The organism is Pseudodesulfovibrio karagichevae (genome assembly GCF_041414475.1).
GTDB classification, from domain to species: domain Bacteria; phylum Desulfobacterota; class Desulfovibrionia; order Desulfovibrionales; family Desulfovibrionaceae; genus Pseudodesulfovibrio; species Pseudodesulfovibrio karagichevae.
Map to the genome: position 1 here is coordinate 1 of NZ_JBGLYH010000035.1, position 20,981 is coordinate 20,981.

A 20,981-nucleotide genomic window follows, 5' to 3' on the forward strand; every position below is an offset into this window, starting at 1 on the left:
GGGATGGGGGTCCGGGGGAAGGGAGGGAAAGAACCCTTTTCAAAGGGTTTTTCCCTCCCTTCCCCCGGCCGCCGGAGGCACACACCATGCCCAAGAAACAACGCGCGGATCAGCTCCTGGCCCAGCAGGGCCTTGTGGAGAGCCGTGGCAAGGCCAAGCGGCTGATCATGGCCGGCAAGGTCCACTACATGGACCGCGGCCAGAAGACGCCGGTTATCAAGCCGGGCCAGCAGTTCGACCCGGAAACGGAATTCGTGGTCCCGCACGACGAGCGCTTCGTGTCGCGCGGGGCGTACAAGCTGCTCACGGCCATCGAGGAATTCTCCATCGATTTCACGGGCAAGGTCGCGCTGGACGCGGGCGCGTCCACGGGCGGGTTCACGGACTGCATGCTCCAGTACGGGGCGGTCCGGGTCTATGCCGTGGACGTGGGCTACGGCCAGCTGCACGAAAAGCTCAGGCAGGACGAGCGGGTGATCAACCTGGAGCGGACCAACGTGCGCCACGCCGAGCCCGACCTGATCCCCGAGCCGGTGGACGTGATCGTGGCCGACGTGTCGTTCATCTCCCTGACCAAGATCCTGCCCGCATGCCTGCAGTTCCTCAAGCCCGGCGGCGAGCTGGTGGTGCTGATCAAGCCGCAGTTCGAGGTGGGGCCGGGCCAGACCGACAAGGGCGTGGTCCGCAGCAAGCGGCTGCAACAGGAAACCGTGGATACGGTGGTCGGGTTCTGCGAGACCGAGCTGGGGCTGACCGTGCGCGGCGTGGTGCCGTCCCAGATTCTGGGCCCCAAGGGCAACCAGGAATACATGGCCTACATGGCCAGACCGGAATAGCACCATGCTCCAGGGGCTCATTTATGCGCTGATCTCGGCCGCCTGCTTCGGCTCCATGGCCATCCTGGTCAAGTTCGGCTACGCGGCGGGCATGGACGGCGCGGTGATGATGCAGACGCGCTTCACCCTGGCCACGGCCATGCTGTTCGTCTACCTGCTGGTCAAGTCCCCCCGGATGCTGCGCATCTCGCTGCCCGACCTGGCCAAGTGCGCCTTTCTGGGGCTGGTGGTCTGTTGGATGCAGACCTCCTGCTTCGTCTACGCGCTGGAGACCATCCCGGCCTCCACGGCGGCTCTGGTCCTGTACGGACACCCCATGGCCGTGACCCTGCTCTCCTCCCAGTTCCTGCGCATGCGCATCAACCGGGCGGTCATTTTCTCCCTGATTCTGGTCATGACCGGCTGCTGCCTAGTCTTCTACGACGCCTTCCTGCGCGAGGTGAACGGCACGGGGCTGGCCTACGCCCTGGGGGCCATGGCCACCTTCTCCATCTACGTCATCCTGGTCCAGGTGCTGCTCAAGGGGCTCAGGCCGCTGACGGCCACCTTCTATGTCATCGGGTTCGCGGCGGTGTCCTTCACCCTGTCGGGCGACATCCACGTATGGGGATCGATGAACCTGGAACAGGCGGGCATCAGCCTGGCGCTGGGCCTTTTCCCCGGCCTGCTGGCCGCGACCTTGCAGTACACGGCCATAGAACGGGTCGGCAGCGCGTACGTCTGCATCTTCTCGTCCGTGGAGCCGGTCATCACCCTGGCGGCGGCGGCCGTGTTCCTGGGCGAACCCGTGGTCTGGCTCCAGATCTGGGGCGCGGTCCTGATCATCCTGGGCATCATCGTGCCGAACCTGCGCAGACGGGAGCCCGCAGCGGCGGCCTGACGACGCCCGGGCGGGATCAGTCCCGCCCGTCCATGAACTTTCCGAGCAGCTTGAGGTGGGCCTTTTCCTCGCGGGCCAGGAGCTGGAGCACATCCCGCGCGTCGTCGCTCTTGGCGCGCATGGCGCAGCGCAGGTAGTAGTCCAGGGCCTGGGCCTCGACCATGGAGGCCAGTTCCAGCACGCCGCGATCGTCGTCGAACGCGCCGGGGAAACGGTCCATGAACTCATTGACCGGCACCCCGCCCTCGGCCAGATCCGAGGCGTTGCGCAGGGCCACTTCCTCGAACTCGTCGCGGCTCATGACCTCTTCGGCGGTGCGGGTGTACAGCTCGTACAAAACGTCCTTGTGCTTGTCCTCAAACCCGGCCAACTGCATGAACAACTCGATGCGCTCCATGGTCTCGGCCATGTCCGCGCGCTGCACGTAAAACGCCTGGAGCACGTTCTCCATGGCGTAGGCCTTGAGGATGATCTCGGCCGGTCCCTCGGCCCCGGTGAAGGCGATCATGCCCAGTTCCATGGGCCCGAACGCACCCTCGCCCTCCCAGGCGGAGATGCCGCCCACCAGGTTGTTGACGTCCTCGAAGCCCTGACCCTGAAGGAGCCCTGCGGCGGCCATGGACCGGCCGCCCGAGGCGCAATAGACCAGCAGGGGCCGCTCCTTGTCCAATTCGGCGAAGCGGTCGGGCAGCTCGGACAGGGGCACCAGCTTGGCCCCCGGAATGTGGTCCTGCTCGTATTCCACTTCCTGCCTGACATCGAGAAGGGTGTAGGCGTCCGGTTTGCTGCCTTCCATGAACTTGCGCGCCTCATCGGGCGTCATCTGGGTGATGGTGGACATGATTTCCCCCTGGATATTGCGGTCTGGCGGGCGAAAGATACCCTGTTTCCCCAAACAGTATGAGGGACGGTCCATTCCGTCAATACGGCGGGGAGAACGCTAGAGGAAAAACATGGCCCCGGCGGCCGCGAGCACAAAGGCGGACGCGAACCAGTCCCGGCCGGACCAGACGAAGTCCGGTTCCCAGGCCCCGGCCCGGTCCAGGCCGCGACAGGCAACGGCCAGGGTCTGGTTCCAGGTCTTCTGCCCGAGATTGCGGATCACGGCCTGGGGGACCATACGCATGCGCCGGAAGAACCCGGCCTCGGGGAAACGCCGGGCGGCCACCTCGCGCACGCCCGTCAGGGTGGACAGGCAGGCGGGCAGGAAATGGACCATCAGGGAAAGGGCCAGGGCGATGCGCCAGGCCCGCTCCCGGCCCAGGAAAGGCCGCAGCGCCCAGGCCACGGCCAGCCCCAGGGCGCGGGCCGAGGTGGACAGGGCCAACCCCAGGCCGAGCATGAGCAGGGCCACCAGCCGTACGGCCAGCTGGGCCGCGTCCGAGGCCATGTACTCCACCGGCACCCCGCCGATGGCGTCCAGGACGACCTTGATCGCCACCCAGAAAAAGACGAAGGAAAGCAGGCTGCGAACCATCTTCCCACCACCCGGCTGCCCGGCGGCCAGGAACCGGACCAGGAGCAGCAGGAATACGGCGCAAGCGACGGCGGCCGAAACCGGGACCTTCCACAGGCAGGGGCCGACCAGCAGGGCCGCCGCCAGCTTGAGGCGCGGGTCCAGGGAGCGGACCAGCCCGGCGACGTCGGTCATCGGCGCGTCCCCTCGTCCCAGGGCACGATGGTCCGGCAGGCGGTCCAGGAACCCGGCGCGCGCACCGCGTGTTCGGCCACGCGATCCAGCACGGTCTCGGCCGGGCCGTTCAGAACCAGTTCGCCGTTGTCGAGCACGGCCAGTCCGTCCACCAGGTCGATGAAGCTCTCCAGGTCGTGGCTGGAGACCACCTGGGTCAGCCCGGCCTCCCGATTGGCCCGGATCAGGGCGCGCATCTCCCGCACGCCGGGATAGTCCAGCCCGCTGAACGGCTCGTCCAGGAGCAGCACGCGCGGCCGGTCGAGAAGGGCCGCCGCCAGGCAGAGCTTGCGCTTGGTGCCCCAGGACAGGGTCTGTACCGGACGGTCCCAATATTTCAACAGGTTGAGCCGTTCGGCCATGGCGCGGGCCTCGGCCGTCACGGCCTCGCCGCGCTCGCGGCCCAGGAGCAGGTCCTCCTCCACCGTGGCCCCGAGGATCTGCAGATCCGCGTCCTGCATGACCAACCGGCAGATGGACCGGATGTCCCCCTCATGGCCCGGGCTGACCCGCCCGGCCACTTCCAGCTTCCCCCGGGTGGGCGCGTACAGCCCGGCCACCAGGGCGAGCAGGGTGGATTTGCCGCTGCCGTTGGCGCCGGCCAGCCCGAGCAGCCCGCCCTTGCCCACGGCCAGGGAAACTCCGGACAGGACCTCCTCCCCGGCGGGATAGGCGAACGTAACGGTATTGAGTTCTATCATCGCATTCCTCTCGCCCAACACTTGACCATCCCAAACCGGGCTGTCAACGGCGGAGTTGGCGACACCCACCGCCGCCCGGCGGCCGGACAACAAAAAAACCCCGCCGGAGCGGGGTTCATGTTGTCCGTAAGGCGGGCTCTAGAAGGTGTAGCCGATGGAGGTGCCGAGGCCCCAGGTCCGGCCATTCTTGAAGTCCGCGTCGAAGGTCTCGGGACCGTTGGACATGGACAACCCCGTGCGCTCCTTGGTGATGATGTACATGCCGGCCACGTCCAGGGTCCAGGCGTCCCACTTGTAGCCCGCGCCCAAGGTGAACATCTGGCGGTCGTTGGCGGGCAGCATGGGCGAGGTGTACTCGTGGCGGGTCGGAGTCTGGTCGTAGACGTATCCGGCGCGCAGAGCGAACGCGTCAGTAAAGCGGTACTCCGCCCCCAACTGGAACCGCCAGGTGGACTTGTAGTTGAAGTCCTGATTGTTGTCGGGCAGCCCGGAGCCGGTGAAGTCGAACTCGATGCGGTCGAACTGCTCCCACTGAGTGTAGACCACGTCGAACTCGACGGTCAGGTCTTCCAGGGGCTTGAGCCCCAGGCCCACGGTGTAGCTGGCCGGAAAATCGGCGGTCATGGTGCAATCGCCCGTGCCGTTGGTGAAAAAGCCGGCGTTGGCCACCTCGACACTCCCCCTGCCCTCGAAATGCACGGGTGAACGGTAGGTGAGCCCAACGGTCAACATGTCGTTGACGTCATACGCCAGACCGAGGTTGAAGGCCAGGGCGGTGTCGCTCACGTCGGTCTTGACGTTGCCGCCGAGGGCCAGGTCGGAGATATCCTTGCGAACGACGAAGCTGCCCTTGACGACCTCCACGCCGCCCGCGACGGACAACTTGTCGTTGACCTTGTAGGCGACGCTCGGATTGAAGGAAAAGGTTTCCAGCAGGGCGTCCTTGACCAGCGTCCTGCCGGCCCAGTTGTTGTTGTAGTTGGTCCCCAGGCCGAAGCGCGTGAACACGCCCACGCCGATGGTCCAGTCGTCGTTGAGCTTGCGGGTCGCAAAGGCGTGCGGCACGCCGAAAACCTGGTTCTGGGTCTGGCTTTTCTGGCCGTTGATGTACACGTCGGAGTTGGGCGAGACTGCGGTGACGCCGCCGTAGACGTTGGTGGTGCCTTCGAGTTTGGTCATCAGCGCCGGGTTGTAGGCGATGACCGAGGCGTCGTTGCCGGTGGCGTAGTTGGCCGTGCCCATGCCCAGGGCGCGGTTGCCCCACTCATACAGCGCAAAACCGCCTGCCTGGACCACGGATGCGGTCGCCAGCAGGCAGACCAGAAAACTCAATACAAATGCGGATGCGCGTTTCATCCTTCCCCCTTGGTTGCCGCACGCGGCAGCGTCTTCCAATGCCTCCAGCACCCTCCCAGATGCGGCGGTTCCATCCCGTCCCGGAAACATTGCGTTACTATTTGCACAAACTGGCAAGTCATACATGACGCGCAATACAATGTCTAACGGAAAAGTCTTTTCAAACAGCTGTTTAACCAATTTCCCAAACCCATAAAACGGCCGAGCAAGCGGCATGAATCTGGCAAAGGACAGGGCATGCGCCGGGACGCGGAAGATATTTCCCGGCGCGGGAGGACGCATGAAAGAATACATTCCCCGGCTGGACGCCAAGGAGAAGAGTTTCCACGGCCTGCTGGCCATCGGCGGCCTGGCGGGCATCATTGAGGGGTCGGTACGGTACGGCTTCACCCTGCATACCGCGTTTCCGGGCATGCTGCTGACCCTTTTGGGGGCTTTTCTCGGCGGGTTTACCGGATTTTTCCTGAAGGATTGTTTCCGCACCTGGCGGGGCATGAAGCCTTACCGGGGGGTGCACAACGACGGTTGGATGCTGGGCGGGTTCATGGGCACCTTTGTCGGCACCCTGTCCCAGGTGGCGATCAGCCCGGACGGAGCCAACCTGGTCATCGGCTCCATTGTCGGGGCCTACATCGGCGCGGCCTGCGGGGCCCTGCCGGACGAATTCGTCACCCCCATCCTGAGCAGGATGGCGGAAAAGACGTCCGACAGACCCTGACACCGAAAGCGCCGCCAGAGGCCTGCCGGACAGGGACAGGCTATTTCATTTCCACCCAGATGACCGCGCCCATTTCGAGCTCGCGGCCTTCATAGGGCTTGTCGGCGGTGGTCAGGCCGGCAAAGCCCCACCACCCCTTCCACGGACAGGCGAAGGTGAACACGCCCTGCCCGTCGGCAATCACTTCCTGCGTGCCCATGCGCTCGTTGGGGGCCTGGCGCTTGCCGTCCTTATTGTAGAATTCCACTTCCACGCGGGTGTACGGGGCGGGCTTGCCGTTCACCATGACCACGCCCTGAAAGACGTTGCCCGCGTAGTTGCCGAAGGGCCGCGTCAGGGGCACGATCTCGGTGTCCAGGCCCAGCGGGGTGTTCCAGTCCTCGCCCTCGCCGTAGGCGTCGACCACCACCTTGGTGATGTGGCGGATGTAGTTGTTCTCGGCGTCTTCCTTATAAGGGGCCGGGTCGAAGACGAAGGTGTACAGGCCGGGGGCCTTGGGAGTGAAGGAGGTCTTCCAGGCCGTGTGGCCCATGACCTCGGTCTTCTTCAGGGTGGGCAGCAGGTCGACCCGCTGGTCATTGTCCACGGCCACGAAAAAGGCGGCGGGCTTTTCCATCTCCATGCCCTGCCCCTCGAAGGGATGGGAGAAGGACAGGACCAGGTTCACGGTCCGTTTGGCCTGGGTCAGTTCGTCAGTGTCGGGAATCAGCATGCCGAAGTGGGCCAGGGCCGGTCCCGCATACAGCACGGCGCACAGGATCGTTAGAGCAAAAGTCAGTTTTTTCATCACACACTCCTCAATGGTTATGGCAGATATGAAAGGCCATTTCTTGATCGCTGGATGTTACTAGTATCAAATTAGTAACACAAGTCAAGCAAGAATATGGATTCATTACCCTTCACACTGAGGATCGCCCTACTCCGCCCGGTTGCGCCAGCGGCGGGCCAGGGCCACGCCGGACAGGTTGTGCCACAGGCTGAAGAGCGCGCCGGGCAGGGCCGAGGCCGCCCCGAAATGCTTCACGGCAAGGGCCACGCCCAGTCCGGAATTCTGCATGCCCACTTCGATGGCCACGGTCCGGGCGTCCCGCCTGTTGCAACGCGCCGCGCGGGCCAGCCCGTACCCGGCGGCCAGCCCCAGGGTGTTGTGCAGGATCACCGCCAGCAGAGCCAGGAAAGGCAGCCCGAGCAGGGTCGCCTGGTTCAGGCCGATGATGCAGGCGATGAGCAGGGCGATGACGATGATGGACAGGGACGGGAACCAGCGCAGGAACGGCTCCAGCCTGCGCCGGAAGATGCGCCGCAGGACGAGGCCGTCGATCAGGGGAAAAACCACGATCCAGAACACGGAGGTGACCATGGACCAGAAATCGATCTCCACCTGGCGCTCCAGGAGCAGGTAGATGATGGCCGGGGTGAGGAGCGGAGCCAGGCAGGTGGAGGCCAGGGTCATGGTCACGGACAGAGGCACGTTGGCCTTGGCCAGGTAGGCGATGACGTTGGAGGCCGTGCCGCCGGGACAGGCCCCGACCACGATCATGCCGATGGCGATGTCCGCGGGCAGCCCCAGCGCAGAGGAGATGCCCACGGCCAGGAGCGGCATGATGGCGTACTGCAGGATCACGCCCAGCCCCACCAGGGGCCACTTGCGCAGGATGTCCATGAAATCCCCGAACTCCAGGGTCAGCCCCATGCCGAACATGATGATGCCCAGCCCAAGCGGGATATGCGGCTTGACCCAGGTAAAAGTCGGGGGATGCGCCAAGGCCACGGCGGACATGGCCACGGCGATCAGGATGAAGTTTCGCTCGATAAAAAGGGGAACGGAGTCGATTTTCATGCCCGTGGGGTGGCCCAAATACGGCTTCTTGTCAACGCCGGAGCCAAAAAACAGAAGTCAAAAGGCGTTTTCAGCGAAAATCAGACCTCGATGGCCCCGCCGCAACTCGACCCGGCCCCGGCGGTGCAGCCCAGGCAGTGCGGCCCGGTGACAATCCTCCGCCCGATCCAGGCCGCCAGGTCGAAGTCGGCCAGCTGGTCCGGCGCGTCCGGGTCCGTGCCGATCTTCAGGGCCTGGTTGAAGTCGCAGTCATAGAGCCGCCCGTCCCAGCCGACGTTGACCTGGTGGCGGCACATGAGCCCGTCCACGGTGGCCGGATTGAAGGAGCCGTCCAGCAGGTCCAGGTATTCGCGGTCCCTGCCCTGCTCTTCCAGCATGTGCAGGAACCGGCCGATGGGCAGGTTGGTGATGGTCAGGAGGCGGTCGAAGACCACCCCGTGCCGGTCGAACAGTTCCCGCTTGTAGTCCTTTTCCAGACACTCCTGCCCGGGGGGCAGGGCCGGGGCGCCGGGGTTGAAGACCAGGTCCAGGGTCAGGCCGTTCCCCCGGCCGTATCCGAGCCCGTTGAGCCGCTTGAGCATGCGCACGGAGCTCGCGTAGCAGCGGTCCCCGCGCATGCGGTTCACGTTCTCCTCGAGGTAGCAAGGCATGGACGCCACCAGGGCCACGCCCTTTTCGGCGAAGAATTCGGGATAGTCTTCCGCACCCGGCTCCTCCATGGCGGACAGGTTGGTCCGCGACTGCACGGCCAGCCCCCGGTCCGTCAGAGCCGTGATGAAATCCTTCAGGTGCGGGTTGAGCTCCGGCGCGCCGCCGGTGATGTCCACCAGCCCGGGCCGGGCGGCATCGGCCAGGTCCACGAGCCGTTCCATGGTCGAGGGGCCCATGAGTTCCTCGCGCGCCGGGGAACACTCCAGATGGCAGTGGATGCAGGCCTGATTGCACTTGAGTCCGACGTTGACCTGCAGGATATCCAGACCGGCGGCCCGAAGCGGCCCGCCGATTTTATGATCGAAAGCGTTCACCGACACCTCGCCTGTTGGGGTTTTCACCAGCCTATACGGCAAAGCCGCTCCAGCGCAATATCCAGATGCCGCTGGTGGGACATTGTCGTCGAGGTTCATGCGAATCAATGCAAGGGAAGAGTTGACGAACGGCCGGGAACGCTGTAGGAAAACCATTCCCGTACAGAGGGAAGCCGGACGGCGGTTGCGTTGAGAACCCCGTCAGGTCCGAGAGGAAGCAGCGGTATCGATTGCTGCCGGGTGTCCGGTTTCCACTCAAAGGCGCGTTCAGCGATGAACGCGCCTTTTTTCATTGCCCCGTCACGCCTCGCCGTCCGGGGCGGCCCTGAGCGCCGCATCCAGCTCCTCGAGCACGGCCAGGGCCTTCTTGAAATCGTACTCGGCGATGAACTTGACCAGTTGCTTGACCTCCGGCTGGATCTCTTCCGGCCAGACCAGCGCCTTGACGTCATTGCTCCGCTCCCGGCACTCCACCGGCGCGCCCTGGGAGAGGGGCGACCTGAGGCCGTCCAGGCTGGCCAGAAGGTCCTCCTGCGAAGCGACCTCGCCCACCTCCGGGAATTCCGACTGCTCGCCCTGGGAATCCTTGAGCTCGCCGATGCTCCGGACCACCTCTTCCAGCCGCGCGGTGAACGTGGCCAGCAGCAGAGCCGGATTCGCCTCGCCCTGGTCCAGGGCCTTTTCCAGCGCCCCTGCGGCCTCGAACAGCTCCATGGCCCCGAGCATGCCGGAAGTTCCCTTGACCGAATGGGCCAGGGCCACGGCCTCCCGGGTGTCCCCGGCGGCCAGATGCTCTCCGATTTGTTTGGCCGCGTCCGCGTACTTCTCGTCCAGGAGAAGGAGCAGCGTCCGGTAGAGCTTCTCGTTGCCCCGGGCGCGCCGGAGGCCGAGCTGCACGTCGATGCCCTTCATCATGGCCGGGAGCGTCTCCTTGTCCGTGGCGGCCCGCTCGGGCTGATTGTGCGCCTGCGCCGGACCGGCCTCCGCCTGTGCCTCCCCACCGGTCAGCCACTTCGTCAGGACGGCGAACAGGTCGTCCGGGTCGAAGGGCTTGGCGATGTGGCCGTTCATGCCCACTTCCTTGCTCATCTCGATGTCGGCGAGCATGGCGTGGGCGGTCATGGCCACAATGGGCAGGTCCTTGTAGCGTTCCTGGGCGCGGATGCGCCGGGTGGCCTCGTGCCCGTCCATGACCGGCATCTGAATGTCCATGAGCACCAGGTCGACGTCGTGCTTCTCCAGAAATTCCAGGGCGCTCTGCCCGTTGAAGGCCTCGAAGACCTTGACCCCGATGGAGGCCAGTATTTCCTGGGCCACCTGGCGGTTGATTTCGTTGTCCTCCACCAGCAGGACCCGCTTGCCGGCGAGCTTGTCCAGCGCCCTTTCGGGCCGGGCGGACTCGTTCAGGGTGACCATGCCCTTGCCCAGGGTCTCCACCACCAGGTTGAACAGGAAGGACTGGTTCACCGGCTTGAACAACAGGCCGCGGAAACCCAGCTCGTTGGTCCGCTTGACCAGGGAGGCGTTGCCGTAGGCCGAAACCATGAACATGGGCGGCTTGACCTTGATGGCGTCGTCCTTGAGAATCCTCTCGGCGGTCTCCAGGCCGTCCAAGTCCGGCATGCGCCAGTCCACCACGAGCAGCTTAAAGGTATCCTTGTCCCCGCAGCGCTGCAGGATGTCGATGGCCTCGAAACCCGACTTGGCCGTGGTCACGGACAAACCCATGTACTCGAGCATGCCCTTGAGGATGATGCGCGAGGTGGGGTTGTCGTCCACCACCAGGGCGGGCATCCCCAGCAGCTCCTGCGGCAGGGTCGCGTTCTCGACCTCCTCGCGGTAGATGGGGAAGGTGACCTCGAACCAGAAGAGGCTGCCCTTGCCGAAATCGCTCTCGGCCCCGATCTCGCCGCCCATGAGCTCCACCAGCTGGTTGCACAGGCTGAGCCCAAGGCCGGTGCCGCCGTACTTCCGGGTGGTGGAGGCGTCCGCCTGGGTGAAAGGCTGGAACAACTCCTGGATCTTGTCGGGTTTGATGCCGATGCCGTCGTCCTTGACCGTGAAGCGCAGCTTGGCCGTGTCCATTCCCTTTTCCACGGTGGAGATGCCCACCACCACGGACCCTTCGTCGGTGAACTTGACGGCGTTGTTGCACAGGTTGATGAGGATCTGGGCCAGGCGCATGGGGTCGCCCTGGATGGCTGGCGGCACGTCCTTGCCCACGCTGATGAGAAATTCGAGCTTCTTTTCGTTGGCCCGGGGCGAGACGATGGTGGTCAGCTGTTCGAGCACCTGCTCCAGTTTGAAGCCCACGGATTCCACCGTGAGCATGCCCGCCTCTATCTTGGACAGGTCGAGGACGTCGTTGATGATGCCGAGCAGGGATTTGGCCGAAATGTCGATCTTGTTCAGGTAGTCCCGCTGAGCCAGCGAGAGCTCGGTCATCTTGATCAGGTGGGTCATGCCGATGATGGCGTTCATGGGCGTGCGGATTTCGTGGCTCATGTTGGCCAGGAACTCGCTCTTGGCCTGAGTGGCCTTTTCCGCCGCCTCCTTGGCCTTGATGATCTCCTTCTCGGTCTGCTTGCGGATGTGGATTTCCGAGGTCAGCAGCCGGTTGGTCTTGTTCAGCTCGTCCGTGCGTTCGACCACCCGTTTCTCCAACTCGTCGTAGGCGGTCTTGAGATTGGCCTGGGCTATGCGCAGGGGGGTGATGTCCGTGATCATGGCGAACACCCCGTTGAATTCGCCCTTGGCGTCGAACTGGGGACTGGCCGAGATCAGGGTCCAGACCTCGGAGCCGTCCCGGCGCACGAACCGGCGCTCGTACTGGGAGGCCAGCCCGGCGCGGCGCTTTTCGATCTCGCTGCGGTGGCTCCCCTGGTCCTCGCCGAGGAGGAGATCCGGCACGTACTTGCCCACCAGTTCATCCTCGGTATAGCCCAGCATGTCCGCGAAAATCCGGTTGACCTGGAAGATGTGCTCGGACGCGTCGATCATGACGATGCCTTCGATGCTCGTCTCGAACAGGCGGCGGTACTTCTCCTCGCTCTCGCGCAGTTCGGTCTCGCGCAGCCGGACCTGCTCGGCCATCTCGTTAAACTTGGACAGGATGAGCTGGACCTCCTGGAACCCCTCCTGCTCCTCCACGTGTTCGGAATATTCGCCGGCGGACAGCCCCTCGATGCGCTGGATGAGCTGCCCCAGCGGCATGCGCAGGCTGCGGTTCAGGATGAGGCGGGTGGACAGGCCGAGGACGATAACCACGGACAACAGGGACAGCAGGCTGATCCAGGTGGTCTCGTAGACCTTCTCCCGGAAGATGGCCGGGGTCAGGCCGAGCCGGACCACGCCGACCTCGATGTTGTCGTAGCTGATCCGCTTTTCCTTGATGATGGTCTCGCCCGGCGTGATCTCGCCATAGCGGTAGATGTCGTTGCCGCGATGGTCGCGGACCTCGATGAAGACCACGATGTCGATGTTGGCGAAGGTGTTGCACAGGTTGACCACGGACTCCTCCTCCATATGCCAGAGGTAGGATTCCAGGCTGTTGGCCAGGTGCGTCAGTGCCTCGTCGGCGCGCTGCTGGAACTGCGCCTCGGACTTCTGGAACAGGAGGGCGAAGATGACCGAGGAAACGGCAACGGAGGAGAGAACAACCACCATGACCAGGCTTGTGGTCAGGTGTTGCACCAGGGAGCGCTTTCTCCTGATTTTATGCAACAACGGCATTCTCCCCGTCCTCTCCCAAAATGATACGAGCCCCTGCTACAACCGGCTTGCCGGCACGTTGCGCGACGGCCTTGCGCGGGTACCGGTCTGATCCGAAATCTCCATCCGCCCCTCTCTCATAGGCCGAAGTTCATTTCCAGTCGATTATATTCAACATCCTCAGTCTGATCGGGATCGGGCGACGGCCTCAGTGCAGCCAACGGTCCAGGACCGGCTGGAGGGCGCCTTCCCGCTTCAGTTCCTCCAGGGCGTTTTCCAGCCTTTTCAGGAGGACGTCGTTGCTCTTTTCCACGGCGAAGCCCACCGGAGAGCCGGGGTCGCCCACGTCGATGACCCTGACCGGCATGCCCTGCCGCCCCGCCAGGAGCCGCCCCACGGCTAGGGGGGCGATGACCGCCACGACCTTGCCGTCCTTGAGCATGCGCATGGACTGGTCCTTGGTCCTGGTCCTGATGATGCGGATGGCGTCGAGCAGGCCCAGCTCCTTCAGATAATGCTCCACAAAGGAATGCCGGTCCCCGGCGACCGCCTTGCCGACCAGGTCCTCCACCGACTTGAAGCCGGTCTCGTCCCGGCGGACGAAAATGACCACTTTCCGGGTGTAATAGGGGGTGGTGAAGGCAAAGAAATGCTCACGGTCGTGGTTGATTTCCATGCCGCACACGAAGTCCAGCCGCCCCAGGCGCAGGCTGGCCACGACATCGTCCCAGTCTCCGGGGAGCACACGGCCCGTGACGCCGAGCCGGGCCAAGACGAGCTTGGCCACCTCGGCGTCGAGGCCGGCCGGTTTCCCCTGGGCGTCCAGATACTGGTACGGCGGATAGCCCCGGGCCATGCCGCAGTCGAGAGGCGTCTCCTCCGCGGAGACGACGGCGGGCGCAAGAAGAAGCCAGAGGCAATATGCCGCCCAGGAAAACTGAAGAATCCACCTCATGCTCGTTCCCCGAAGGGTCAACCTCCCATCCGTCCAATTCGATAAAAAAGCAGTGAAGATGCAATAGCATACCACACGCTCCCGCCCCCTGCCAGCCCTTTGTGTCCGTGGCTTCCGGCCGTGCAACCACCTTTTTTATGTAACTCTTGCGGCCTTCCGAGCGCTTTTTACTATAGGAGGGGGAAACCTCAACCAAGGTGGCAGACATGTTCGGCAACAACGGCCACAAACCCATACTCAGCGAAATGGAAATCCGATTCCTGCTGTCCGATTGGCCCACTCACGACAATCCGTCCCTTCACCCCCAGGCGGACGAAGCGACCGCAACGGCTGAAGGCACCGAAAAAGAAACCATCGTCAACGACCTGCTCGCGACAATCCGGGAGCCCCGCTAGACAGGACCCCCCCCCGCGCGCGACATGAACAGAGGCTTACGGGAATTTCCCGTAAGCCTTTTTGTTTTCAATGGCGGCGAGAATGGGGATCTGAACCGCCGTGGACGTTCTACAGGCCCGGTCCCTCGGCGTTCTCGCCGCCGGACCGGCCTGCTGATCGGAGCGGCCGCCTATTGCTTGATCGTACCGGCACCGTCATCGTAGGTCATCTCCCGGTGCGGCGCCTGCGTGACGGATGTGCCGAATCCCTTTTCAATCATGCCAAGTTCCCGGATGATGAGGGACACGTTCTGCAGAATTTGCCGGATCTGGCCGTTGGAGAGCGGCGTGGAAACATCGTCGACGCCGCCTCGTATGCGCATGGCCTCTTCGAGGAGCTTCCTGATGGCCCTGTCAAAGGCGTTCTGCGTGTTGAGCGTCTTGTTGACGAGGTCATCTATGATTTGAATCGCCTGTTCGGCACTGGGATTTTCCATGTTGCGCTTTGCCCTCCAATTCTTCCGTTTTGAATCTTGAAGCAAATAGTACGCCTGCATCTGTTTATTTTTATTAATGCATTATGTTGATTTGTTTGTTGTCGGAAAAGACCCCCCAACCTTGCCCGGCGGGCACGAAAAAAGGCTTACGATGTTTCCATCGTAAGCCTTCCTGCATTCGCTGGCGGAGAGGAGAGGATTTGAACCTCCGTTGGAGTTCCCCCCAAACACGCTTTCCAGGCGTGCTCCTTAAGCCGGACTCGGACACCTCTCCGCGTTGAGAGGCAGTTTCTAACCAATATGATGGTGCTTGGCAAGCACTAATTTTCTTCTTTTTAAAGCGGCAGTTGCAGGCTGCCGCGGAACTCGTCCAGGCTGGCCGCGCCGATCTCGGAAAGCAGGGCCTCCATCTCGTCGGCCAGGCCGAAGGCGAAGTCCGGTCGCAGGAAATTGGCGGTGCCCACCTGCACGGCCTGCGCGCCCACCAGGAGGAACTCCAGGGCGTCCTCGGCCGAACTGATCCCGCCGATGCCGACCACCGGGATGTCCACGGCGTGGACCGCCTGGTGCACGCAGCGCAGGGCAACGGGCTTGACCGCCGGACCGGACAGTCCCGCGATGACGTTGGCGATGCGCGGCCTGCGGTTGCGGATGTCCACGGCCATGCCGGACAGGGTGTTGATCAGGGACAGGGAGTCCGCCCCGCCCTCGGCCGCGGCCTTCGCGCAGACCCCGATGTCGGTCACGTTGGGCGAGAGCTTGACCATGACGTGCTTGTTCCCGGCCTTCTTCTTGACCGCCTCGGTGACCCTGGCGATCTGGGCCGGGTCCTGGCCAAACGCCACGCCGCCCTCCTTGACGTTGGGGCAGGACACGTTGACCTCGAGCGCGGCCACGCCCTCCTCGCCCGCCAGCACCCCGGCCAGCTCGCCGAACTCCTCGGCGTCGCAGGCGTAGAGGTTGGCGATGACGGCCACCTCCTTCCAGGGGAGCATGGGCAGCGCCCGGGTGACGAAATATTCCACGCCCGGGTTCTGGATGCCGATGGCGTTGAGCATGCCGCACGGCGTCTCGGCGATGCGCGGCATGGGATTGCCCTCGCGCGGCTTGAGCGAAAGGCCCTTGGCCACGAAGCCGCCGAGCCGGGTCAGGTCGCCGTAGGGCGCGAATTCCAGGCCGAAGCCGAAGGTCCCGGACGCGGTCATGACCGGGTTCTTGAGGGAAAGACCGCCGAAATTGACTTGCATATCCATGGTTGCGGTCTCCTACAGTTCCACTTTGTCCGCCCAGAACACCGGGCCCCGCGTGCACACCTGGACGTGGTGCCCGCTGCCGTCCTTGGTCACGCACCCCAGGCACGCGCCCACCCCGCAGGCCATGCGGTTCTCCAGCGAGACCTGCGCCCTGGCGCCGAACTCCTTGGCGAACCGCTGGACCGTGCGCATGAACGGCGTGGGGCCGCAGGACAGGACCAGGCCGCCCTGCTTCGCGTTCTCCTCGATCAGCCCGCGCAGGGTGTCGATGATGCAGTCCAGATCGGCGGGCTTGGCCTCGAGCATGCAACGGCTTTTCACGGACTTGGACAGCAGGTCATAGGGGTAGCAGTCCAGCGGCAACCGGTGGGCCAGGAAGAGGGACAGATTCTCGGGGCGCGGATGTTGCTCGACATAACCGCGAAAAGGTGCGATGCCGATGCCCCCGGCAAGCAACAGGGTCGGAGTGTCGGGCTCCACGGCAAAGGAATTGCCGAGGGGCCCCCACATGGTCACCACATCGCCGGGCGACAATGCGGCGATGCGCCGGGTGCCACGCCCCACGGCCTGGATGAACAGGGTCACGGACGACTCGTCGCCGCAACACAGCGAAAACGGCCGCCCCCAGAGCATGTCGAGCTCCCAGGCGCTGGGCCGGATCATGACGAACTGGCCGGGCTTCCACCCGTCCCAATCAGGGCGTTCGAGCGTCAGCTCGAAAAATTCACCGGCCGTTTTTGATTGACCGACCGGGGATACATTCAATACCTTGACACTGCGGCAATTCCTCAAGGACATACAGACACCTTATGAGCAAAAAACATATTCCGGAAATCATGGCCCCCGCGGGGGACAAGAACGCCTTCCTGGCGGCCGTCGCGGCCGGGGCGGACGCTATCTACGTGGGGTTGAAACACTTCTCGGCCCGCATGCAGGCCCAGAACTTCTCTATCAGCGAGCTGGCGCAACTGGCAAGCCTGGGCCGGGATCGCGGCACCAAGACCTACGTCGCCATGAACACCCTGGTCAAGCCCCAGGACGTGGAATCCGCAGGCAGGCTCATCGACCGGCTGCAACGAAACGTCAAGCCGTTCGCCCTCATCGTCCAGGACCTGGCCATGCTGACCCTGGCCAAACAGGCGGGCTACACCGGCGAGCTGCACCTGTCCACTCTGGCCAACGTCTCCCACCCGGCGGGGTTGGAGGTGGCCAAGAAGCTCGGCGCCAACCGCGTGGTCCTGCCCCGAGAGCTGAACCTGGACGAGGTCAAGCTCATGGCCGACGCCTGCCCCAAGGACCTGGACCTGGAAATTTTCGTGCACGGCGCGCTCTGCCACTGCGTGTCCGGCCGCTGCTACTGGTCCAGCTACCTGGGCGGCAAATCCGGCCTGCGCGGCCGCTGCGTGCAGCCCTGCCGCCGCCTGTACACCAAGGGCAAGGACCAGCCCGAACGGCTCTTCTCCTGCTCGGACCTCTCCCTGGACGTGCTGACCAAGCCCCTGCTGTCCATGGACCGCGTGGCCGCCTGGAAGATCGAGGGCCGCAAGAAGGGCCCGCACTACGTCTTCTACACGGTCAAGGCGTACCAGATGCTGCGCGACAACCCGCAGGACGCCCAGGCCAAGAAGACCGCCATGGAATTGCTCGACCAGGCCCTCGGACGGCCGTCCAGCCACTCCGTGTTCCTGCCCCAGCGCCCGTTCCAGCCGGTCCAGCCCAAAGAGGAGACCAGCTCCGGGCGGCTCATCGGCGAGATCAAGCGCGACCAGAAAAAGCTCTTCTTCGAGCCGCGCGAACAGCTCGAGACCGGTGATCTCGTGCGCGTGGGCTACGAGGACCAGCCCGGCCACCGGACCATCCCCATCCGCCGCCGCGTGCCCAAGCGCGGGCGCATGGACATCCCCTTTTCCAAGAAGCAGGTCGGCCCGCCCCTGCCCACGGGCACCAAGGTCTTTCTCGTGGACCGGCGCGAACCGGAGCTGGTCAAGCAGATCAGGGAGCTGGAAAAGGAGCTCGACTTCTTCCCGGCCCCGGAGATGAAGGAATCCACCTTCACTCCTACCTGGCCCAAGGCCGCACCGCGCTCCCGGAGCAAGGGCAGGAGCAATGGAAAGAGTTTCCCCCGGACCGAGTCCGTGAGCCTGTTCCGCCTGCCGCCCAAGGGCAAAACCTGGGACCGTCCGGCCTTCTGGCTGGAGCGTTCGGTGCTCGGCAAGGTGGCCGGAAAGGACACGGCCCGCGCCCAGTGGTGGCTCCCCCCGGTCATCTGGCCCGATGAGGACAAGAAGTATCGCTCCTTGATCAAGGAAGCGGCCCGCAAGGGCGCGCGCGAGTTCGTGCTCAACGCCCCGTGGCAGGCCGCCTACTTCGAGGACCGCAAGAACATGACCCTGACCGCCGGGCCGTTCTGCAACACCGCCAACAAGCTGGCCCTGGACGTGCTGCGCGGGCTCGGCTTCTCCAGCGCGATCATCAATCCGGAGCTGCCTCTCGAAGACCTCCAGGGACTGGCCCAGAACCCGCCCCTGCCGCTCGGCTTCGTCATCAAGGGGTTGTGGCCCTTCGGCATCTCCCGGTTCCTGGCCGATTCCGTGCCGTTCGACGAGGCCATCAAGAGCCCCATGAACGAGGTCGCCTTCGTGCGCAAGTACGGCCAGAACAACTGGATCTTCCCGGGCTGGGAGGTCGACTTGACCAAGGAGTCCCGCACCCTGGAAAAGCTCGGCTACAGGACCTTCGTGACCATGCTCGAACCCTGGCCCCGCAACGTGCCCCGGCCCACCCGGACCAGCGAATTCAACTGGCGGCTGAAGCTTTTGTAGGAAAAGGGATTCCGCCTCCGGCGGGTCTGTTCATTTTGGTGAAAAAGGGGCGGCCGATGACGGCCGCCCCTTTCTATTGCACCGCTCCCAGCTTGGGGCCGAACGCGAGTCCGGCCGGAGCCCCTGCGGATTCCTGCTCGTCATTGCTCAGGTGGCCGATGATCGCCTGCAGGGTCTCCGCCATGGCGGCCAGGCCCGCGATGGCCGAGGCCGACTCCTGCACGTCCTCGGCCGTACCCGAAGCCAGGCGGCTCACGTCCAGCACCGCGCCGCTCATCTGCTCGGTGGCCACGGACTGCTGGCGGGCCGCGATGGCGATGCCCTCGATGCGGTCGGCCACATTGGCCGAAAACTCCTGGATGTTCCGGAAGGCGCCCACGGAATTGCCGACCTCGCCGTTGGCGTCGGCCACGTGGGACAGGGTCGCCTTGACGTCGCGGATGTTGCGGCCTGTTGCCGCCTGGATGGCGGTGATGCGCTCCTCCACCTCCTTGGTGGCGACCATGGTCTTCTCGGCCAGCTTGCGCACCTCGTCGGCCACCACCGCGAACCCCCTCCCCGCCTCGCCCGCGCGGGCGGCCTCGATGGCCGCGTTCAGGGCGAGCAGGTTGGTCTGGTCCGCGATCTCGTTGATCACGCTGATGACCTGGCCGATGGACTCGGTGTCCGTGCCCAGGCGGGTCATGCCCTCCTCCAGCACGGAAACCGTCCCGGCCACCTCGGACATGGCCTTCTCGGCCCGCTGGACCACCAGGATGCCCTGGCTGGCCTCGGAGCTGGCCTCGCTGGCCAAGTTCGACGCGTCGCTCACGTTCATGGCCACTTCGTTGACCGTGGCGTTCATCTCCTCCATGGCCGTGGCGGACTCGGACATGCGTTCCTGCTGCGTGACCGCGCTCTCCGCGATCTTCCCGGTGCGGCCCTTGAGATCGTTGGATACCGTCGCCAGCTCCCGGGCCACCTCGCCGGCTCGCCCGGCGGCCTCGCCCATGCGCTCCAGCAGTGTTTGGACGCGCTCCTGCTGGGCCAGGGCCTCGTCGCGCGCCCGCCCGGCGGCCGCAGCCTGAGTGCGGGCGTCCTCCTCCATCTTCCTCGATTCACCGATCACGGCGCGGAGATTGGCGACCATGTCCACCAGCACGCCCTTGAGCGCGCCGAGTTCCGCGCTGAACCCGCCCTCGGGCTGCACGTCGAGGTCGCCCCCCGCCACGCTGCGCGCGTAGGCGTTGAGACGCATGAGCGGGCTGGTGATGGACCGCATGACCCACAGGAGCAGCAAGAGAATGGCCGCGCCCACGGCCAGCTCCACGCCGACCACGCAGTAGTCGATCATCCGCGCGTCGTGTTCCGACTGGGCCGCGCTACTGACCGCGATCTCGTCATAGACCGGCTCCAGGGAACGCGCCGCCTCGACGAGCCCGGCCGTGATGGCCGCGATCCGCTTCTCCTTGTCCACATAGTTGTTGAAGGAATCGAGATAGCCCTGCAGCGCCTTGAGCTGTCCGGCCGCCTCCTCCGGGGTGAACCGGGCCGTGAGCATGCCGCGCAGTTCCTGCGCGCCCTTGGCCACCCGGCCCACGTACTGCGCATCGCCCCGGATGATGTAGTTCTTCTCGTGCCGCCGCATCTGCAGCAGCTTGATGACGAACTCGTCGCTCATGGCCGTTTTCCCGAACTCGGACTCCATGTTGCGGGCCGCCTGGATGAACTCCCAGCGCAACCCTTGCTGCATGTTCAGCCCCATGGCCACATAGAGGTCGTTCACCTGGACCAGCGCGTCCTCGTAGCCCTTCAGCATGTCCAGGGCCTCCCGGCAGCGGGCGGCCAGCCCCGGCTTGAGCCGGGCGATCTCCTCCAGGACCCGGCCAGCCTTTTCCGCATCCTCCAGGGCATTGCGCGTATATTGCTCGTCCTTGCGCAACAGGAAATTCTTTTCTTGCCGCCGCGCCTGGAGGAACAGGGCGGTACCCTGCTGCGCCAGCGCCGCCAGTTTCCTCGTCTCGAACACGTACTGGCCGCCCGCGTAGTTCACGCCGAAGATGCCGACCAGGCCCACCAGCACGGATACGAAAATAAGGATCAGCTTGCTTTTGATGCTCATGAAATGCCCCCTCATGAATAAACGCGTTGCGAAAAGACATGAGAGTGCAAAAGGCGTGCACAATAATAATCCAATTATTCCAAAATATTAATTGCGCAACGTTATGCAATATCGATTTTGCGCGACCATTGCACGGAGTTCCGCCTTGCCGAAACGGTCTATGGGCGGACGCGAATCGTCTGCGCAACGCATTGGAATAGCGGGGGAAAAAGGCCGCGGAAA

18 protein-coding genes, 1 tRNA gene and 1 other RNA gene are annotated in these 20,981 nt (G+C 64.4%); 6 read left to right on the forward strand and 14 right to left on the reverse strand.

What is annotated here, in order from left to right; translation table 11 throughout:
• The first annotated feature begins 86 nt into the window (after positions 1 to 86).
• The gene (locus AB6M95_RS12280; protein WP_371387049.1) at positions 87 to 836 is read left to right on the forward strand and encodes a TlyA family RNA methyltransferase; all 750 of its coding nucleotides are present in this window, start codon (positions 87 to 89) and stop codon (positions 834 to 836) included.
• 4 nt (positions 837 to 840) lie between these two features.
• On the forward strand, positions 841 to 1,716 hold the full coding sequence (locus AB6M95_RS12285) for a DMT family transporter (protein ID WP_371387050.1): 876 nt from the start codon (positions 841 to 843) through the stop codon (positions 1,714 to 1,716).
• A gap of 16 nt (positions 1,717 to 1,732) precedes the next feature.
• Here the strand turns inward: AB6M95_RS12285 and AB6M95_RS12290 are convergent, their stop codons facing one another.
• The 4 genes from AB6M95_RS12290 to AB6M95_RS12305 form a co-directional block, all read right to left on the reverse strand.
• On the reverse strand, positions 1,733 to 2,557 hold the full coding sequence (locus AB6M95_RS12290; RefSeq protein WP_371387051.1) for a rhodanese-like domain-containing protein: 825 nt from the start codon (positions 2,555 to 2,557) through the stop codon (positions 1,733 to 1,735).
• A gap of 99 nt (positions 2,558 to 2,656) precedes the next feature.
• Positions 2,657 to 3,367 carry a cobalt transporter gene (locus AB6M95_RS12295; protein ID WP_371387052.1) on the reverse strand — a complete coding sequence of 237 codons (711 nt, stop codon included), beginning with the start codon at positions 3,365 to 3,367 and terminating at the stop codon, positions 2,657 to 2,659.
• Positions 3,364 to 4,107 (reverse strand): energy-coupling factor ABC transporter ATP-binding protein, encoded by a 744-nt coding sequence (locus tag AB6M95_RS12300; protein WP_371387053.1) that lies wholly within the window; start codon positions 4,105 to 4,107, stop codon positions 3,364 to 3,366. The genes AB6M95_RS12295 and AB6M95_RS12300 overlap by 4 nt, the downstream gene beginning before the upstream one ends.
• Before the next feature lie 138 nt (positions 4,108 to 4,245).
• Positions 4,246 to 5,463, reverse strand: coding sequence for an OmpP1/FadL family transporter (locus AB6M95_RS12305; protein ID WP_371387054.1), 1,218 nt, complete (start codon positions 5,461 to 5,463; stop codon positions 4,246 to 4,248).
• A 280-nt stretch (positions 5,464 to 5,743) separates the two neighbouring features.
• On the opposite strand from AB6M95_RS12305, the gene AB6M95_RS12310 reads away from it, so the two are divergent.
• Complete coding sequence (locus AB6M95_RS12310; RefSeq protein ID WP_371387055.1) at positions 5,744 to 6,181, forward strand: hypothetical protein; 438 nt, start codon at positions 5,744 to 5,746, stop codon at positions 6,179 to 6,181.
• Between the two features lie 40 nt (positions 6,182 to 6,221).
• Here AB6M95_RS12310 and AB6M95_RS12315 read toward each other — a convergent pair whose 3' ends face one another.
• From AB6M95_RS12315 to arsS, 3 genes are all read right to left on the reverse strand, one after another.
• Positions 6,222 to 6,968 carry a DUF4198 domain-containing protein gene (locus AB6M95_RS12315; RefSeq protein WP_371387056.1) on the reverse strand — a complete coding sequence of 249 codons (747 nt, stop codon included), beginning with the start codon at positions 6,966 to 6,968 and terminating at the stop codon, positions 6,222 to 6,224.
• Between the two features lie 129 nt (positions 6,969 to 7,097).
• Positions 7,098 to 8,021 (reverse strand): bile acid:sodium symporter family protein, encoded by a 924-nt coding sequence (locus AB6M95_RS12320; protein WP_371387057.1) that lies wholly within the window; start codon positions 8,019 to 8,021, stop codon positions 7,098 to 7,100.
• A gap of 80 nt (positions 8,022 to 8,101) precedes the next feature.
• Positions 8,102 to 9,046 (reverse strand): arsenosugar biosynthesis radical SAM (seleno)protein ArsS, encoded by a 945-nt coding sequence (gene arsS, locus AB6M95_RS12325; RefSeq protein ID WP_371387058.1) that lies wholly within the window; start codon positions 9,044 to 9,046, stop codon positions 8,102 to 8,104.
• Between the two features lie 165 nt (positions 9,047 to 9,211).
• Here arsS and ffs point away from each other — a divergent pair.
• Positions 9,212 to 9,305: signal recognition particle sRNA small type (gene ffs, locus AB6M95_RS12330), an RNA gene on the forward strand.
• A gap of 41 nt (positions 9,306 to 9,346) precedes the next feature.
• Here the strand turns inward: ffs and AB6M95_RS12335 are convergent.
• Both AB6M95_RS12335 and AB6M95_RS12340 read right to left on the reverse strand, forming a co-directional pair.
• The gene (locus AB6M95_RS12335; protein WP_371387059.1) at positions 9,347 to 12,739 is read right to left on the reverse strand and encodes a hybrid sensor histidine kinase/response regulator; all 3,393 of its coding nucleotides are present in this window, start codon (positions 12,737 to 12,739) and stop codon (positions 9,347 to 9,349) included.
• 226 nt (positions 12,740 to 12,965) lie between these two features.
• Positions 12,966 to 13,712 carry a transporter substrate-binding domain-containing protein gene (locus tag AB6M95_RS12340; protein WP_371387060.1) on the reverse strand — a complete coding sequence of 249 codons (747 nt, stop codon included), beginning with the start codon at positions 13,710 to 13,712 and terminating at the stop codon, positions 12,966 to 12,968.
• A 206-nt stretch (positions 13,713 to 13,918) separates the two neighbouring features.
• On the opposite strand from AB6M95_RS12340, the gene AB6M95_RS12345 reads away from it, so the two are divergent.
• Complete coding sequence (locus AB6M95_RS12345) at positions 13,919 to 14,107, forward strand: hypothetical protein (RefSeq protein WP_371387061.1); 189 nt, start codon at positions 13,919 to 13,921, stop codon at positions 14,105 to 14,107.
• 170 nt (positions 14,108 to 14,277) lie between these two features.
• Here the strand turns inward: AB6M95_RS12345 and AB6M95_RS12350 are convergent, their stop codons facing one another.
• The 4 genes from AB6M95_RS12350 to AB6M95_RS12365 form a co-directional block, all read right to left on the reverse strand.
• Entirely contained in the window at positions 14,278 to 14,583 is a 306-nt protein-coding gene (locus AB6M95_RS12350) for a hypothetical protein (protein ID WP_371387062.1), read from the reverse strand.
• Positions 14,584 to 14,765: 182 nt separating this feature from the next.
• A tRNA-Ser gene (locus AB6M95_RS12355) sits at positions 14,766 to 14,857 on the reverse strand.
• A gap of 61 nt (positions 14,858 to 14,918) precedes the next feature.
• Positions 14,919 to 15,836 (reverse strand): dihydroorotate dehydrogenase, encoded by a 918-nt coding sequence (locus AB6M95_RS12360; RefSeq protein WP_371387063.1) that lies wholly within the window; start codon positions 15,834 to 15,836, stop codon positions 14,919 to 14,921.
• A gap of 12 nt (positions 15,837 to 15,848) precedes the next feature.
• Positions 15,849 to 16,634, reverse strand: coding sequence for an iron-sulfur cluster-binding protein (locus AB6M95_RS12365; protein ID WP_371387064.1), 786 nt, complete (start codon positions 16,632 to 16,634; stop codon positions 15,849 to 15,851).
• An 11-nt stretch (positions 16,635 to 16,645) separates the two neighbouring features.
• On the opposite strand from AB6M95_RS12365, the gene AB6M95_RS12370 reads away from it, so the two are divergent.
• Positions 16,646 to 18,658: a peptidase U32 family protein gene (locus AB6M95_RS12370; protein ID WP_371387065.1), complete on the forward strand. Its 2,013-nt coding sequence runs from the start codon at positions 16,646 to 16,648 to the stop codon at positions 18,656 to 18,658.
• 73 nt (positions 18,659 to 18,731) lie between these two features.
• Here AB6M95_RS12370 and AB6M95_RS12375 read toward each other — a convergent pair whose 3' ends face one another.
• Positions 18,732 to 20,759, reverse strand: coding sequence for a methyl-accepting chemotaxis protein (locus AB6M95_RS12375; protein ID WP_371387066.1), 2,028 nt, complete (start codon positions 20,757 to 20,759; stop codon positions 18,732 to 18,734).
• Positions 20,760 to 20,981: the final 222 nt, after the last annotated feature.

Bases quoted from the DNA above. Each gene is read 5' to 3' on its own strand.
- AB6M95_RS12300 (WP_371387053.1), bottom strand. From the start codon at position 4,107: ATGATAGAACTCAATACCGTTACGTTCGCCTATCCCGCCGGGGAGGAG.
- AB6M95_RS12375 (WP_371387066.1), bottom strand. From the start codon at position 20,759: ATGAGCATCAAAAGCAAGCTGATCCTTATTTTCGTATCCGTGCTGGTG.
- AB6M95_RS12345 (WP_371387061.1), top strand. From the start codon at position 13,919: ATGTTCGGCAACAACGGCCACAAACCCATACTCAGCGAAATGGAAATC.
- AB6M95_RS12350 (WP_371387062.1), bottom strand. From the start codon at position 14,583: ATGGAAAATCCCAGTGCCGAACAGGCGATTCAAATCATAGATGACCTC.
- AB6M95_RS12365 (WP_371387064.1), bottom strand. From the start codon at position 16,634: ATGTCCTTGAGGAATTGCCGCAGTGTCAAGGTATTGAATGTATCCCCG.
- AB6M95_RS12315 (WP_371387056.1), bottom strand. From the start codon at position 6,968: ATGAAAAAACTGACTTTTGCTCTAACGATCCTGTGCGCCGTGCTGTAT.
- AB6M95_RS12305 (WP_371387054.1), bottom strand. From the start codon at position 5,463: ATGAAACGCGCATCCGCATTTGTATTGAGTTTTCTGGTCTGCCTGCTG.
- AB6M95_RS12320 (WP_371387057.1), bottom strand. From the start codon at position 8,021: ATGAAAATCGACTCCGTTCCCCTTTTTATCGAGCGAAACTTCATCCTG.
- AB6M95_RS12285 (WP_371387050.1), top strand. From the start codon at position 841: ATGCTCCAGGGGCTCATTTATGCGCTGATCTCGGCCGCCTGCTTCGGC.
- AB6M95_RS12360 (WP_371387063.1), bottom strand. From the start codon at position 15,836: ATGGATATGCAAGTCAATTTCGGCGGTCTTTCCCTCAAGAACCCGGTC.
- AB6M95_RS12340 (WP_371387060.1), bottom strand. From the start codon at position 13,712: ATGAGGTGGATTCTTCAGTTTTCCTGGGCGGCATATTGCCTCTGGCTT.
- AB6M95_RS12280 (WP_371387049.1), top strand. From the start codon at position 87: ATGCCCAAGAAACAACGCGCGGATCAGCTCCTGGCCCAGCAGGGCCTT.
- AB6M95_RS12295 (WP_371387052.1), bottom strand. From the start codon at position 3,367: ATGACCGACGTCGCCGGGCTGGTCCGCTCCCTGGACCCGCGCCTCAAG.
- AB6M95_RS12290 (WP_371387051.1), bottom strand. From the start codon at position 2,557: ATGTCCACCATCACCCAGATGACGCCCGATGAGGCGCGCAAGTTCATG.
- AB6M95_RS12370 (WP_371387065.1), top strand. From the start codon at position 16,646: ATGAGCAAAAAACATATTCCGGAAATCATGGCCCCCGCGGGGGACAAG.
- AB6M95_RS12310 (WP_371387055.1), top strand. From the start codon at position 5,744: ATGAAAGAATACATTCCCCGGCTGGACGCCAAGGAGAAGAGTTTCCAC.